This window comes from Paraburkholderia sp. FT54, from assembly GCF_031585635.1.
In the GTDB taxonomy this organism is placed as follows: Bacteria; Pseudomonadota; Gammaproteobacteria; order Burkholderiales; family Burkholderiaceae; genus Paraburkholderia.
Genome location: NZ_CP134196.1, coordinates 682779 through 696361, shown reverse-complemented (window position 1 = coordinate 696361; position 13583 = coordinate 682779). Strand labels below are relative to the sequence as shown.

The 13583-nt window shown below is 62.5% G+C and carries 14 protein-coding genes; 5 read left to right on the top strand and 9 right to left on the bottom strand.

The window, feature by feature from the left end; genetic code table 11:
• Positions 1 to 15: 15 nt before the first annotated feature.
• Positions 16 to 552, bottom strand: a complete 537-nt coding sequence (locus RI103_RS22615) for a hypothetical protein (RefSeq protein ID WP_310817744.1) — start codon at positions 550 to 552, stop codon at positions 16 to 18.
• A 628-nt stretch (positions 553 to 1180) separates the two neighbouring features.
• Between RI103_RS22615 and RI103_RS22610 the strand changes: the two genes are divergently transcribed.
• From RI103_RS22610 to RI103_RS22600, 3 genes are all read left to right on the top strand, one after another.
• Complete coding sequence (locus RI103_RS22610; RefSeq protein WP_310817742.1) at positions 1181 to 2332, top strand: porin; 1152 nt, start codon at positions 1181 to 1183, stop codon at positions 2330 to 2332.
• A gap of 197 nt (positions 2333 to 2529) precedes the next feature.
• The gene (locus RI103_RS22605; protein WP_310818543.1) at positions 2530 to 3000 is read left to right on the top strand and encodes a hypothetical protein; all 471 of its coding nucleotides are present in this window, start codon (positions 2530 to 2532) and stop codon (positions 2998 to 3000) included.
• A gap of 139 nt (positions 3001 to 3139) precedes the next feature.
• A complete protein-coding gene (locus RI103_RS22600) occupies positions 3140 to 3655 on the top strand; it encodes a metal-dependent hydrolase (protein ID WP_310817741.1) in 516 nt (171 codons plus the stop codon).
• A gap of 3 nt (positions 3656 to 3658) precedes the next feature.
• Here RI103_RS22600 and RI103_RS22595 read toward each other — a convergent pair whose 3' ends face one another.
• The 3 genes from RI103_RS22595 to RI103_RS22585 all read right to left on the bottom strand — a co-directional run bounded on the left by RI103_RS22595 (position 3659) and on the right by RI103_RS22585 (position 5838).
• Entirely contained in the window at positions 3659 to 4486 is an 828-nt protein-coding gene (locus RI103_RS22595) for an AraC family transcriptional regulator (RefSeq protein WP_310817740.1), read from the bottom strand.
• 65 nt (positions 4487 to 4551) lie between these two features.
• Entirely contained in the window at positions 4552 to 5478 is a 927-nt protein-coding gene (epsC, locus tag RI103_RS22590) for a serine O-acetyltransferase EpsC (RefSeq protein ID WP_310817739.1), read from the bottom strand.
• A gap of 126 nt (positions 5479 to 5604) precedes the next feature.
• A complete protein-coding gene (locus RI103_RS22585) occupies positions 5605 to 5838 on the bottom strand; it encodes a hypothetical protein (RefSeq protein ID WP_132378249.1) in 234 nt (77 codons plus the stop codon).
• Between the two features lie 323 nt (positions 5839 to 6161).
• On the opposite strand from RI103_RS22585, the gene RI103_RS22580 reads away from it, so the two are divergent.
• Positions 6162 to 6614, top strand: coding sequence for a DUF3005 domain-containing protein (locus RI103_RS22580; protein WP_310818542.1), 453 nt, complete (start codon positions 6162 to 6164; stop codon positions 6612 to 6614).
• 216 nt (positions 6615 to 6830) lie between these two features.
• Complete coding sequence (locus tag RI103_RS22575) at positions 6831 to 7436, top strand: short chain dehydrogenase (RefSeq protein ID WP_310817736.1); 606 nt, start codon at positions 6831 to 6833, stop codon at positions 7434 to 7436.
• 76 nt (positions 7437 to 7512) lie between these two features.
• Here the strand turns inward: RI103_RS22575 and araD are convergent, their stop codons facing one another.
• From araD to RI103_RS22550, 5 genes are all read right to left on the bottom strand, one after another.
• Positions 7513 to 9264 (bottom strand): L-arabinonate dehydratase, encoded by a 1752-nt coding sequence (gene araD, locus RI103_RS22570; RefSeq protein ID WP_310817735.1) that lies wholly within the window; start codon positions 9262 to 9264, stop codon positions 7513 to 7515.
• A 57-nt stretch (positions 9265 to 9321) separates the two neighbouring features.
• The gene (locus RI103_RS22565; protein WP_310817734.1) at positions 9322 to 10251 is read right to left on the bottom strand and encodes an ABC transporter permease; all 930 of its coding nucleotides are present in this window, start codon (positions 10249 to 10251) and stop codon (positions 9322 to 9324) included.
• On the bottom strand, positions 10251 to 11129 hold the full coding sequence (locus RI103_RS22560; protein ID WP_310817733.1) for a sugar ABC transporter permease: 879 nt from the start codon (positions 11127 to 11129) through the stop codon (positions 10251 to 10253). Before RI103_RS22560 ends, RI103_RS22565 begins: the two co-directional genes overlap by 1 nt.
• Positions 11126 to 12205: an ABC transporter ATP-binding protein gene (locus RI103_RS22555; protein ID WP_310817732.1), complete on the bottom strand. Its 1080-nt coding sequence runs from the start codon at positions 12203 to 12205 to the stop codon at positions 11126 to 11128. Before RI103_RS22555 ends, RI103_RS22560 begins: the two co-directional genes overlap by 4 nt.
• Positions 12206 to 12293: 88 nt before the next feature.
• Entirely contained in the window at positions 12294 to 13463 is a 1170-nt protein-coding gene (locus RI103_RS22550) for an extracellular solute-binding protein (RefSeq protein WP_310817731.1), read from the bottom strand.
• Positions 13464 to 13583 lie beyond the last annotated feature (120 nt).

The following is a 13583-nucleotide window of genomic DNA, read 5'->3' as shown; positions in this document are numbered from 1 at the left end:
AAGCGGAATCCGCTTCTAGCCCGGACGGCGAAACTCGTTCTCGACCCACGCCGCTGCGCTCGCTTTGCTGAGCTTGAAGTTGGCCGCGACTTGCACCTGCGCGAGCTGTTCGCCGAACGGGTCGAGGGCGGTCAGCAACGCGTACGGTTCGTCTTCGTCGGGAACGATGTCGAGCGTGATGTCGAGTTCGTCGTTGCCGTTCGCGCTCGCCACCCGCACTTCCTTATGGAGTTGTGCGCGCAGTTGCTGCTCATGGCGCCGCAGCACTTCAGACGCGGTCTTCACCAGCGTATTGAACGCCGACGTGTCCAGCGGCTTCGGATCCTTCTTGTTGCGACCCATCGTCCACGGGCCGACGAGCGCGGGTTCCGCTTCGCCGTCTTTGATCATTTCGACGGCCCAGCCTTCGTCGTCTTCATTCTTGATGACGCGCGCGGTCCAGCCGTCGTCGCGCCACAGGCGTGCTTCGTGCACGGTTTCGCCCGGTTCGGACGAGCCTTCCGTCGTGAAATCTTCAGCGGTGTCGGACGATGGAAGGGGTGTATCGGTCATGACAGGTTCACTCACGTTCGCGGGGGCGGAAACACATCTCAAGCATGCGATTCTACCCGCCCCGTGCAGGGCGAATGCGTCCCTCTGACGAACGGACAAGCCAGGGCGAGCGTCTCATTAATCGAAATAATCTGTTTCCTTATTCTCGGGAACTTATAAATCAATTAGGAAAATAACATAAAAAAAACGCGGCCCGAGGGCCGCGTATAAAAGATGAAAAAGACACCCTGGTCGAGGTGCAAGGCGAATTGTAGAACCGTAACTCAAGAGGATAGATATCGTGAATGGGAAGAGTGCGTTGCAGAAAACTGACTGAATCCCGGTGAACCTCTAAACAGCCGCCAACCCTTACCAGATATGACTTGCGGCGGATCGTCGCGATCCGGCAACAACGCAGGGATTGACAGACATCCATGAATTCCAGCCAAACAGATTTTCTCTTTATTTATCCGCACTTACCCAATTACCTATTTGCCATTCCGAATTCGAAAATTCATTGTTGCGTCACATGCGAGTCAAGATCCGAATAGCAGGAATACACTTCGCAGCGGATCGTCAGCCCGCCGGCGCAATCGGCGGTGAGCACTGGTATGCGATTCCCCATGCACTGTTTCGGAGTTATCTAACCATGAGAAAAACCCTCATCGCAGCAGGCCTCCTCGGCGCCGTTGCCATCAGCGCTCACGCACAAAGCAGCGTGACCCTGTACGGCACGCTCGACGCAGGTCTCGTCTATTCGAACAACCAGGGCGGCCATAGCAACTGGCAACAAAGCAGCGGCTCGGTGTCGAACACCTACTTCGGTCTGCGCGGCAGCGAAGACCTCGGTGGTGGTCTGCATGCGATCTTCACGTTGGAAAACGGCTTCAACCTGAATAGCGGTAAGGACACGGAAAGCAGCACGATGTTCAATCGTCAGGCTTTCGTCGGTCTGAAGAGTGATCAGTACGGTGCGCTGACGCTCGGCCGTCAATACGACTCGGTGGTCGACTACCTGGCGCCGCTGTCCGAAGCCGGCGGAGGCTATGGCAACAATCTCGCGGCCCACCCGTTCGACAACGACAACCTCGACAACTCGTTCTCGATCAAGAACGCCGTGAAGTACACCAGTGCGAATTACGCGGGCCTCAAGTTCGGCGGCCTGTACGGCTTCAGCAACTCGGCCGGCCAGTTCTCGAACAATCGCGCGTGGAGCGCCGGCGCTTCGTATGACAACGGTCCGTTGAGCGTGGCCGCGGCTTACCTGCAACTGAACAATTCGGGCAGTTCGAACCTGAGCGGCGCTGTGTCGCAAGGCGACGGCACCGCGGAGATCGCAGCCCAACTGCAACGCACGTACGGCGCCGGCATCAACTACACGTACGGCCCGGCAACGGCCGGCTTCGTCTACACGCATACGCAACTGGACGGCATCACCGGCGTGGACGTCGGCGGCGCGACGTTGCCCGGCATCGCGGGCACCAACCTGCATCTGGATAACTACGAACTGAACGGCAAGTATGCGCTGACGCCGGCACTGAGCCTCGCCGCCGCGTACACGTTCACCGACGGCAAGATGTCCGGCTCGAACGGTTCGGGCGATCCGAAGTGGCACACGGTGTCGCTGCAAGGCGACTACTCGCTGAGCAAGCGTACTGACGTGTATGTGGAAGGCGTGTACCAGCATGCATCGGGCGAACTCGGCAACTTCGGCGCGAACGTCGCGTCGATCAACACGCTGGCGCCTTCGTCGACCGGCAATCAGCTCGCAGCGGCCGTCGGCCTGCGTCACCGCTTCTAGGTTTCAGGTGATACTTGCGAATCGAATGTATCGATTCGCTCTGCGGACAAACCCGCGCGTGACGCGATCACGTCGCGGGTTTTTTATGGCCTTTACGTTTGGACACAACGCCGACGTTCGCGGATAGTGACGACGCGCATGCACGGTGGGTATACTGAGCGCGGCTGCCTTCCTTGCCGCAACGTCGCAACATCGCGATGTCGTTGCGGTTGAACGGCGGCTTCGTCGCGAAGCATGACGTTGCGCCGCATCGCGTTGCGCTTCGCCCGCGCCTCAAGTTCCCGCGTACGACCGGGGACGCCGACGATCGGACCATGAAAAGACTTCTCCTGCTTGCCCCCGCTGCTGCCGCGCTCGCTGCTCTCGCCGCTTGCGGTTCTTCCAGCGGCCCCGCCCGCGACGCGTCCCTGCCCATGATCTACGTGTCTTCGCAACGCGCCCCTGCCTATATCGCCGATTGCCTAGAAAGCCATTTGTCACGGGTGCGTACGTCGCGCGTCGGCAGCGCGACGGAGATCGCCGTCGGCCCGGATTCGAACAACTCGTATTTCGTCACGCTGACGCCGTCGAACGCAGGCTCGATCATCAAGGTGATGCATCCCGCGAACGCGCCGGACGATCCGCCGGAACCGGAAATGCGCTTCGATATTGCACGCTGCGCGACCTGAGCTTCGGTCACACGCTGGCGTTTTGAAGGGCCATGTCGACACGCGATTTTTTAACTCGCGTGTCGGCTATTTTTTTATCCGCTCATCTGCGAACATAGCCGCCCTTTGTTCCTGATGCGGCGCTCCGCCGCGAGTTTCGATGGCATCCAGCAAAGCACATCACGCTACCGGTTTTGCGGCCGGCGTCATCGCGGCGGCGATCGTCGCGCGCATTGGCGGCGGCGGCTCATTTCATCTCGGCGTGCTGTTGAGTTTCATCACCGGCGTCGCAGGGAGTACGGCGCCGGACTGGCTCGAAGTCGCCTGGTGGTCGCGCGCGCGGCGTCTGTGGATCACGCATCGCACGCTGACGCATTGGGGCGTGGGATGGCTCGCGTTGCTCGCGGTGTCGTTTCACTGGCTCGGGCATTCGGTCTATGCCGCGCCGGCGTTCGGATTTGCCTGCGGCGGCCTGATGCATCTGTTCGCCGATTGGCCGAATCCATTAGGCGTGCCGTGGATTGCCGGCAGGCATTCGTTGCATCTCTGGAATAGCGGGCACTGCGATCTGATCGTGGTGGCGGCTTCGTGGGCGGCGGCGTGGTTTATCGGGCAACACGTCTGGTTGCATGGCGTGCATGGCGCTGCTTTGCTGCAGCATTTTCGAATCGGATAACCGTCACCGCCGCGCGGCCGCGTAGTTCGCGGGCGTCACGCCGAGCAGGCGCACGAATGCTCGCGTCATGTGACTCTGATCGGCAAAGCCCGCTGCGGCCGCCGCATCCGCAAGCGTCGCGCCCTGCGCGATCCACTGCCTCGCGAGCACCACGCGACGCTGCATTCTGTAGGCATGCGGCGGCAATCCCATTTCATGCGCGAAGCCACGCAACAGCTGGAACCGGCTCATGCCGGCATCGGCGGCGAGATCCGCCAGCGTGAGCGCAGAGGAAGGATCATCGTCGATGCGTGCTTTCGCTCGCGCAATCGGACCCAATGCGCGAGCCGACCACGTTCGTATTGGCCGGCCCGCATGCACGCGGACGAGATGCCCGAGCAGTTCGAGCAACGCCTCCTCGCGCGCCAGATCGTCCGGCAGGCAAGGCACTTTCACCGCGACGTCGAAGAGCCGCTCGAACAAACGCTTCAGCAAAGAATCGCGCGCCACCGGCCGCGTGAGTTCGATCTCGCGCGCCGCCGCGCCGGTCAGTTCACTCGCGGCGGTGACGAACATCGACGGTTCGAAATACAACATGCGCCACGCGCGGCCGCGCTCATCGAGCGGACTGCCGTCGTGGACTTCGCCGGGATTGACCATGATCGCGTCGTTGACGCGCGCTTCGACGAGCCCGCGTCCACTCGCCGACCGATGCCCGCCGCTGACCATCACACCGACGCCGAACCGATCGTGCGAATGACGCGGAAACACATGCGCCGTTTCGGCCACGGTCGCTTCGACGCCGGCAATCGCGCAGCGAGGCATGTGAACGCGGCCGCGCGGGATGGTCATCGCTCAACAGCGAAAGAGAAGTTCGCGCATCAGGACACGCGAAGCTGCGCGGACGAAGCCGCGTATCACTGCCGGCCCTCGTCAGTACGCTCGCCTTCGCGGATCTTGCCTTGCGACACGCTGCTGCCCGGCGGCACGCTGTGTGTGAGCCACACGTTGCCGCCGATCACCGAGCCGCGCCCGATCGTCACGCGCCCGAGAATCGTCGCGCCGGCATAGATCACGACATCGTCCTCGACGATCGGATGGCGCGCGTTGCCCTTGACCAGCGTGCCGTCGAGATCCGCGGCGAAACTCTTGGCGCCGAGCGTCACGGCCTGATACACGCGCACGCGTTCGCCGATGATCGCGGTCTCGCCGATCACGACACCCGTGCCGTGGTCGATAAAGAAGCTCGGCCCGATCGTCGCGCCAGGGTGAATGTCGATGCCGGTCGCCGAATGCGCGATCTCGTTGATGAAACGCGCCAGCAACGGCACCCCCAGGCGATGCAGCGCATGCGCGAGCCGATGATGTGTCATCGCCCACACGCCCGGATAGCAAAGCAGAATTTCGGTGATGTGCTGCGCAGCCGGATCGCCGGTGAAAGCCGCCTGAATGTCGCTGACCAGCAACGCGCGAATGCCCGGCAATTGCGTGCCGAATTCACGCGCGACGTCGAACGCGCGCGCCTGCAGATCGGCATCGGGTGTTTCGCCGAACTCGGGCAAGAACCGCAAGGCTCGGCGAATCTGCTCCGCGAGCACACGCAATGTGCTTTCGAGCGTATGGCCGACGTAGTAGTCGACGGTTTCGTCAGTCAGATCGGGCGCGCCGTAGTGCGTGGGAAACAGCGCCGCGCGCAGGCCGGCGACGATGTTGACCACTGCCTCGCGCGACGGCAGCTCACGAATGCCGAGCGGATGCCGCGTGCGATGCAATTCTTCGCGTGATGCACGCAGGTCGGCGACGATCTGTTCGAGGCCCCAGTTCTGGGAAGGCACGTTAGGCATAAAAGGACAGCGCCGCGCAGTGAGCACGGTTCGAAGTGATTATGTGGAGAGATTACCGCGTTTTGCCGCGGCTCGCGCAGCGCCGCGCGACGGCGCGGCATATGCGGCATGGCGCGCCGGAGGCGCTCAGATGGTCACGCTGCTCGCGTCGATCCAGCGCACCGCCCAATCGCGCGCATGGGCGATGGCGGCCGCTTCGTCGCGAAAGCGCAAGTCAGTGGGGAAAAAACGGTTGGCGACCAGTTCGCCGTCGCTCGAGCGGGAGATGACCACGTAAGGTTGCCAAGTGCCATCGACCGCGCGCGCCGGCGCGCAATTCAACAAATAGCCGCGATGTGTGAATGCAGCATCGAAGTGCATGTGTCACCCGCCCTGACGGCCCCGTAAAATGTTTTGAGTGGCGCAGACGGTGCCCGCCGACCATCAAGAAATAGTCGGACCGAATGTCGTCAATTTAAACGCGCTTCGCTCGTCGGAGTAAGATCATACTCTGTAGAAAATGCGCGTCCATTAAAAAAAAACGAAAAGAATCGCGGACGCAATCGCCAGCCGAATACCTTCACATGCAACTGCGCATGCAACCGCGGACAAAGCGCAGTGCGAGCAGGTGAATCAGGGTTTGTGCGAGGCGGAACGGGTTTTGCTGCACGTCACACCATGTCCTCTTCAAAGGAGAACGCATGATGAACAGCGATATCAACAAGCCAGCAGACGCGAACCAGACATCGGCCACTCGCGGCCCGCATTCGGCGGAACTGCACAACGACCGCACCCACGACAGCACCGTCGACACCGACGGCAAGAATCTCGAAGCTGCCCGCATTGCGGGCCACAGCCCGATCTCGCCCGACGAAATCACCACGAGCAATGCGACCCTCACGAACAGCGTGCCCGAGTCGCTCGACGGCATGGCCGGCTTCGACAGCCGGGTTGGCGGCAACCATCTGCTGCTGGCGCTCGAGCCGGGCTACACGGTGATCGACAAAGGCATGGTCGCGCCGCAGGGCGCGTATTCAGCGGATCATCAGTATGACGATCCGCGCCCCGTGGGCAGTCGTCAGGAACGCGGCCGCATTCATTACGCCCTTAATCATTTGCGGCCCACCCGTCTGATCGAATTACATCGGGCGAAATAAACATTTGCGCAGTGTCTGCATTTGGGTTCGCGTTTGAATTCATACGCGGGCCCCAATTAATCCGTGTATTGCGAAGCGCGCACCGTTTGACTCACGGTGCGCGCTTTTACGCCGATTAGAAACTCAGGGTTGCAGGACCTAAACGTGGAAGCGGCTTTTTCCTTCTGATGAACGCGGGCAGAATCGACGGCACGTCAACCCTCAACGGAGCAGCAAATGAAAAAGATCGTCGTGATCGGCGCCACCGGCACGCTGGGCCAGGCGGTGAGCGCGGAACTGAAAGCGCGCCATGAAGTGATCGAAGTGGGCGCAACGCGTGGGCAGTATCACGTCGACAGCACCGACCCGGTGAGTGTCGAGCGGCTCTTTAGCGAGATCGGCAAAGTGGACGGCGTCGTCACCACGACCGGCAAGGTGCATTTCGGTCCGCTGCCCGACATGAGCATCGAACAGTTCTGGGTCGGCCTGCGCGACAAGCTGATGGGCCAGATCAACGTGGTGCTCGCGGCTCAGCAGTACGTGAACGACGGCGGCTCGTTCACACTGACGAGCGGCATCCTCGCAGACGAACCGATTCTGCAAGGCGCGAGCGCGACCACCGTCAATCTGGCGCTCGAAGGTTTCGTGCGTGGCGCGGCGATCGAATTGCCGCGCGGCATTCGCATCAACCTGGTGAGCCCGACCGTGCTCACCGAAGCAATGGACGCTTATGCGCCCTACTTCCGTGGCTTCGAACCGGTGACAGCCCAGCGCGCGGCGATGGCCTATCTGCGCAGCGTGGAAGGCGCGCAGACCGGCCGCGTGTATCGCGTGGGATATTGAAATTCACGCGATGCGGCCTTCCCGGCGGTGTCACGCTCTACGGCGGCTGCGTCACTCTCCGGACAGCCTCGGTAACTCAGTGAATCTCCGGCTCGCCCCTGGCGTCCGCATCCGGCGATGTGTGCGCGCCGCCGCGTTGCAGGAAGTCGAAATCGCAGCCTTGATTCGCCTGCATCACATGCACCTGATGCATTGCGCCGTAGCCGCGCGTGAAACGCGGCGCCGGCTTGACCCACGCGGCCTTGCGGCGCGCGAACTCCTCGTCTGTCACCAGTAGATTGAGTTTGCGCTGCGGGACGTCGAGCTCGATCATGTCGCCGCTCTCCACCAGCGCAAACGGTCCGCCGATGAACGACTCCGGCGCGACATGCAGCACGCACGCGCCGTAGCTCGTCCCGCTCATCCGTGCATCCGATATACGCACCATATCGCGCACACCTTTTTGCAGCAACTTGCGCGGTATGGGTAACTGCCCCCATTCAGGCATCCCCGGAGCACCGACCGGCCCGGCATGCTGAAGCACGATCACACAGGTCTCGTCGATGTCGAGCGTCTCGTCGTCGATGCACGCGGCCATGTCGTTGTAGTCCTTGAACACCACCGCGCGGCCGGTGTGCACGAGCAGATGCGGCTCGGCTGCGCCGGGTTTGATCACGGCGCCGTCGGGCGCAATGTTCCCGCGTAGCACTGCAAGGCCACTGTTAGGCAGAAGCGGCTTGTCACGCCGACGAATGACCTCGTCGTTGAAAATCTCCGCGCCTTCGAGATTCTCACCGAGCGTGCGGCCGTTGACGGTCTTCTGCGATCGGTCGATCAACTCGCCCAGTTCGGCGAGCAAAGCACGCAAACCGCCCGCGTAGAAAAAGTCCTCCATCAGATACGCGCCGGTCGGGCGAACGTTCGCCAGCACCGGCGTGCGGCGCGAGATGTCGTCGTAGCGATCGAGTGTCAGTTCGATGCCGGCGCGGCGCGCGAGCGCGATCATGTGCACGATCGCGTTGGTCGAACCGGACAGCGCGAGGCACGTGGTCACGGCGTTGTCGACGGAACCGGCGGTAAGCAGGTCTGAAGGCTTGAGGTCCTCCCACACCATCTCGACGATGCGCATGCCGGTTTTCGCCGCCATTTGCGCATGACGGGAATCCGCCGCGGGAATCGATGCGAAACCGGGCAGCGTGAAGCCGAGCGCTTCGGCCGCGCTCGTCATGGTCGATGCGGTGCCCATGGTCATGCAGTGCCCCGGCGAACGCGCAATGCCGCCTTCGATACCTTGCCAGTCATCTTGCGTGATCGTTCCCGCGCGCAGTTCGGCCCAGTACTTCCACGAGTCGGAACCGGAACCGAGCGTCACGCCATTCCAGTTTCCGCGCAACATCGGGCCAGCGGGCAGAAAGATCGCCGGCAGGTCCATCGAGATCGCGCCCATCAGCAAAGCCGGCGTAGTCTTGTCGCAGCCGCCCATCAACACGACGCCGTCGGCGGGATAGGAGCGCAGCGTTTCTTCGGCTTCCATGGCGAGGAAATTGCGGTACAGCATCGTGGTGGGCTTCTGGAACGGCTCGGAGAGTGTCTGCACCGGTAGCTCGACCGGAAAGCCGCCGGCCTGCCAGATGCCGCGTTTCACTTCCTCGACACGCTGCTTGAAGTGCGTATGACACGCGTTGATCTCGCTCCACGTGTTGAGAATCGCAATCACCGGTTTGCCGGCGTACTCCTCGCGGTCGTAGCCCATCTGCGCGGTGCGCGAGCGATGGCCGAACGAGCGCAGATCGTTCACGCCGTACCAGCGGTGGCTGCGCAGTTCCTCGGGTTTCTTTCTCTTCGTCAACGTCTGCTCCACGGTGTCTTTTCGCGGTCCCTCAAGGGACTTCCCTCGGGACGTGCTTCAGCGCTTCTGCTCCTTCACGCGCGACACGATCTGCGTCGGGCTCACGAATTGCAGTGCGATCAGCACCCAGATCAGCGTGATCGCCATGTAGATCATCGCCATCGCATCGATCGATTGCGGCGCGCGCACGCCGGTTGAAAATACAGCGTAGTACAGAGCGACCACGAGCGTTTGCGTGGCGGGGCCCGCGGTGAAAAAAGTCAGCTCGAACATGCCGATGGTGCGCACGAGCACCAGCAAGGCCGCCGCCAGCATGCCGGGCACGAGCAGCGGCAGCAGTACGTAGCGGAAATAGCGGAACGTATTGGCGCCGAAAATGCGCGCCGCCGCTTCGAGATTGGGATCGATCTGTTCGATGAACGGCGTCATCACGAGAATCACGAACGGCAGTGCGGGCACGAGGTTCGCAAGAATCACGCCGCTCAGCGTGCCGGCGAGTCCGACCTTGTACATTACCGTCGCCATGGGAATGCCGTAGGTCACGGGCGGCACCATCAGCGGCAACAGGAAGATCAGCATGGCGATGCGCTTGCCTGGAAATTGCACACGCGCGAGCGCGTACGCCGCCGGCACGCCGAGCAGGACCGACAGCAGCACCACTGCACCGACCACTTCGACGGTCACCCACAGCACGCTCGCCAACTGGAAGTCGCTCCATGCCTGCGCATACCAGTGCAGCGTGAAGCCTTGCGGCAACAACGTGCCGAACCAGCGCGTCGCCACCGAATTGACCGCGACCGTCGCGATCAGCAGCACCACGTTGACGAGGAAGAACACCATCGCGCCCCACACCAGCACGCGCCAGACGCGGCCCGGCACGCTGGCGCGCTGCCTGACGCGCTTGTCCGGCTCACGCGCGCCGTCATCCTGATCTTTCGATGCGCTCGCCGACCACGATGGCTGCGCCGCGCGATGCTCGGTCGTCATCAGCCTTTGCCTCCCGTTGCCGGACCGCTGTAGAAGAAGCGGCGCGCGCCGAGCAGCGCGGCGACCACCAGCAACTGCACGAAGCCCATCACCATCGCGATCGCGGACGCCAGCGAATAGTCGTAGCTTTCAAACGCGGCTTCGGCGGCGGCGATCGACATCACCCGCGTTGGGCCGGCAGGCGCGCCGAGCAGCACCGCCGATGGAAACACCGAAAACGCCTGCACGAACGACAGACACGTCGCCATCGTCAAGCCCGGCACCAGCAGCGGCAGATAGATGCGGCGAAACTGCTGCCACGGACTCGCGCCGAGCGTCGCCGCCGCGGCCGCGAGCGTCGGGTCGATGCCGGTCACATACGACAGCGTCAACAGAAACGCAAACGGAAAACCCGACACGATCAGCGAGATCAGCACGCCCCAGAAGTTATGCGTGAGGCGCACTTCATGCGTATAGAGATGCAGGCCCTGCAGCGCTTGCGGAAACCAGCCGTTCGGGCCGAAGTACGTGAGCATGCCGTCGGCGATCAACACGGTGCCGAGGGTCACGGGAATCACCAGCAGCGTCGTGACGAACTTCTGATAGCGCGAGTAGCGGCGCAGTGCGAACGCCACCGGCACCGAGACGCCCACGTTGATGAGCGTGGCGGGCACCGCGAGCTTGAGCGTGACGAGAATCGTCGGCCACATCGACGTGTCGGTGAAGAACGTCAGATAGTTGGCCCACAAACCGCCGCCGTTCATCGGCCGGAACGACAGCACCAGACCATACGCGAACGGATAGATGAACAACGCGACAATGAAGAGCAACGCCGGCGCGACGAGCCACGCCTTGGCGTCGCGCGGCGCGAGCGGCGGCGACAGCGTGGGCGTGTTCATGCCGCCTCAGCGTCGTAGACGAGCGTGCGCGAGGGCGGCACGCGCAAGCTGATGCGCTCGCCTTCCGCGAATTCTCCGCCGACGCGCGCCCAGATATCGCCGAACGCGGTCTTCACGCGCAGCAGCGAATCGCGGCCGCCGTATTCGACGGTCGTCACCAACGCGTCGAAGGTATTCTCCGCACCGGGCACGGCGCGCTCCATGTCCTCGGGACGCAGCGCGACGCTCACGCGCTTGCTGTTGAAGCCGGCCATCGGCGTGCCGAGCAGTCGCACACCGTTCGCGCTCACCAGCACGCCTTCGCCCTGCGTGCCTTCGAGCTCGAATTCGGCCACGTTGCGATAGCCCATGAAGCGCGCGACATGCAGATTCTGCGGCCGCGTATAGACCTCTTTCGGCGTGGCGACCTGCTGCACCACGCCCTCCCTCATCACGACGATGCGGTCGGCCATGGATAGCGCTTCGTCCTGATCGTGCGTCACGTACAGCGTTGCGCGCTCGAGCTGGCTATGGATACGGCGAATCTCCGCGCGCATTTCGATTCGGAGCTTGGTATCGAGATTCGACAGCGGTTCGTCCATCAGAATCAGCGGCGGCTCGATCACGATCGCGCGCGCGATCGCCACGCGCTGCTGCTGGCCGCCGGACAACTGGCCAGGCAGTTTACGTTCATGCCCGACCAGTTGCACGAGCTGCAATGCTTCGCGCGCGCGGCGAATGGCTTCACTCCTGGCGACGCCGCGCATTTTCAAACCGAAGCCGACGTTCTCGAGCACGCTCATATGAGGAAACAGCGCGTAGTTCTGAAACACCATGCCGAAGCCGCGCTTCTCCGGCGGCAGCACGTCGATGCGTTTGTCGTCGAGCCAGATGCCGCCGCCGCTCAACGGCTGCAACCCGGCGATGCAATTGAGCGCCGTCGATTTGCCGCAACCGGAAGGCCCCAGCAACGCGATGAACTCGCCCCGTTGAATGGTCAGATCGAGGCCGCGCAGCGCCGCGATTGCCTGGCCTTCCGCATTCGTGAAACTGCGGCTCACCGAATCGAGCCGCAACTGTTCAAAGTGATGCTTCATGGCGGTTTCCTGATACGCGCGAGGCGTGCGCCGTCATAGATCGCGTGGGATCGAGACGGCCTGCGTGCGTGCACGGCGGGTGCGAAGGCTACTTGGTCTTCTGCGCGCCGACCTCGGTGTCCCATTTCTTGAAAGCCGCGACCATCGCCGCGGCATTCAGCGGCAATACGTGCGGACGCTCGGCGAGCAGTTTCGCGTACTCCGGCCGGCCGTATTTCTTCAGCACGTCCTGGCTGTGCGCGGGCGCCTGCTCGACGCTCACGCCCTTGATCGCAGGACCGGGATAGAAATAGCCGTCGTCATAGGTCATGGCCTGCTGCGCCGGCTCGAGCATGAAGTTCATCAGCTTGTAGAGCACGTCGAGCTTTTCCTTCGGCACGCCCTTTGGAATCACCATGTAGTGCGCGTCGTTCACCCACGTCATGTTGTCGAACGCCTGTACGCGAAATTCGGCGGGCACGATACCGAGCGCGCGCGGATTGATGTCCCAGCCGGTTACCGTCACGGTCATGTCGCGCGTGCCTTCGCCGAGTTCCTTCATCACCGCCGACGTGCCGCCCGGATAGTAAGGAATGCAATCGTTCAGTTGCTTGAGGAAGGCCCACGTCTTGTCCCAGCCGTGAATCGGATCCTGCGGATCCTTGTCGCCGAGTATGTAGGGCAAGCCCATCAGGAACGTGCGGCCCGGACCGGAATTGGCCGGCCGCGCATAGATCAGCTTGTCGGGATGCGCCTTGCACCATTGCAGCAATTGCTCGGGTGTTTTCGGCGGGTCAGTGACTTTCGCGGGGTTGTATTCGAGCAGCGGACCGGCGGGCATATATGCCACTTCGAGCCCGTAGCCTTGCGCGAGATCCTGCATCTTGCGCGGACCCGGCGCATATTTGTCGAGCACGCCGGGGAACACCGCGGCGTTCTCAGGCAGCAGCTTCATCCACAGACTCTGTTCGATGCCGGCCGCGAGCGCGTCGGTGCCGGTCAGCACGAGATCGATGTCGGAGCGGCCCGCGGCCTGCATCGCCTTGATCTTGCCGGGCAACTGCGGAGCGGGTGCGTTCGTGAAAGTGAGGTTGGCGACAAGGTTCGGATACTTCGTCTTGAAGGCCTCGAAGCCCTTTTGCGTGAGTTGAAGGTCGCCGGCCACGTCGACGATATTGAGCGTGACCGGATCGGCCGCATGCGCGACGGATGCGAAAGCGGCGCTCGCCGCGAGACATACGGACACCAGCCTGAGCGACAACCTGTGTGAAACAGTCATTGCGTCTCCTCGCTTCTTGGTATGGAAATCCGCCGGTCGGATGCGCTGCGGGCGGTGTCTTTCTACCAATGGAACATAGCGAAGCGGGACAGCTGATGTCAAGCAAATACTCGTGACGGC

Coding starts and splice junctions, on each gene's coding strand:
- RI103_RS22615 (WP_310817744.1), bottom strand. CDS start 552: ATGACCGATACACCCCTTCCATCGTCCGACACCGCTGAAGATTTCACG.
- RI103_RS22610 (WP_310817742.1), top strand. CDS start 1,181: ATGAGAAAAACCCTCATCGCAGCAGGCCTCCTCGGCGCCGTTGCCATC.
- RI103_RS22605 (WP_310818543.1), top strand. CDS start 2,530: ATGTCGTTGCGGTTGAACGGCGGCTTCGTCGCGAAGCATGACGTTGCG.
- RI103_RS22600 (WP_310817741.1), top strand. CDS start 3,140: ATGGCATCCAGCAAAGCACATCACGCTACCGGTTTTGCGGCCGGCGTC.
- RI103_RS22595 (WP_310817740.1), bottom strand. CDS start 4,486: ATGACCATCCCGCGCGGCCGCGTTCACATGCCTCGCTGCGCGATTGCC.
- epsC (WP_310817739.1), bottom strand. CDS start 5,478: ATGCCTAACGTGCCTTCCCAGAACTGGGGCCTCGAACAGATCGTCGCC.
- RI103_RS22585 (WP_132378249.1), bottom strand. CDS start 5,838: ATGCACTTCGATGCTGCATTCACACATCGCGGCTATTTGTTGAATTGC.
- RI103_RS22580 (WP_310818542.1), top strand. CDS start 6,162: ATGAACAGCGATATCAACAAGCCAGCAGACGCGAACCAGACATCGGCC.
- RI103_RS22575 (WP_310817736.1), top strand. CDS start 6,831: ATGAAAAAGATCGTCGTGATCGGCGCCACCGGCACGCTGGGCCAGGCG.
- RI103_RS22565 (WP_310817734.1), bottom strand. CDS start 10,251: ATGACGACCGAGCATCGCGCGGCGCAGCCATCGTGGTCGGCGAGCGCA.
- RI103_RS22560 (WP_310817733.1), bottom strand. CDS start 11,129: ATGAACACGCCCACGCTGTCGCCGCCGCTCGCGCCGCGCGACGCCAAG.
- RI103_RS22555 (WP_310817732.1), bottom strand. CDS start 12,205: ATGAAGCATCACTTTGAACAGTTGCGGCTCGATTCGGTGAGCCGCAGT.
- RI103_RS22550 (WP_310817731.1), bottom strand. CDS start 13,463: ATGACTGTTTCACACAGGTTGTCGCTCAGGCTGGTGTCCGTATGTCTC.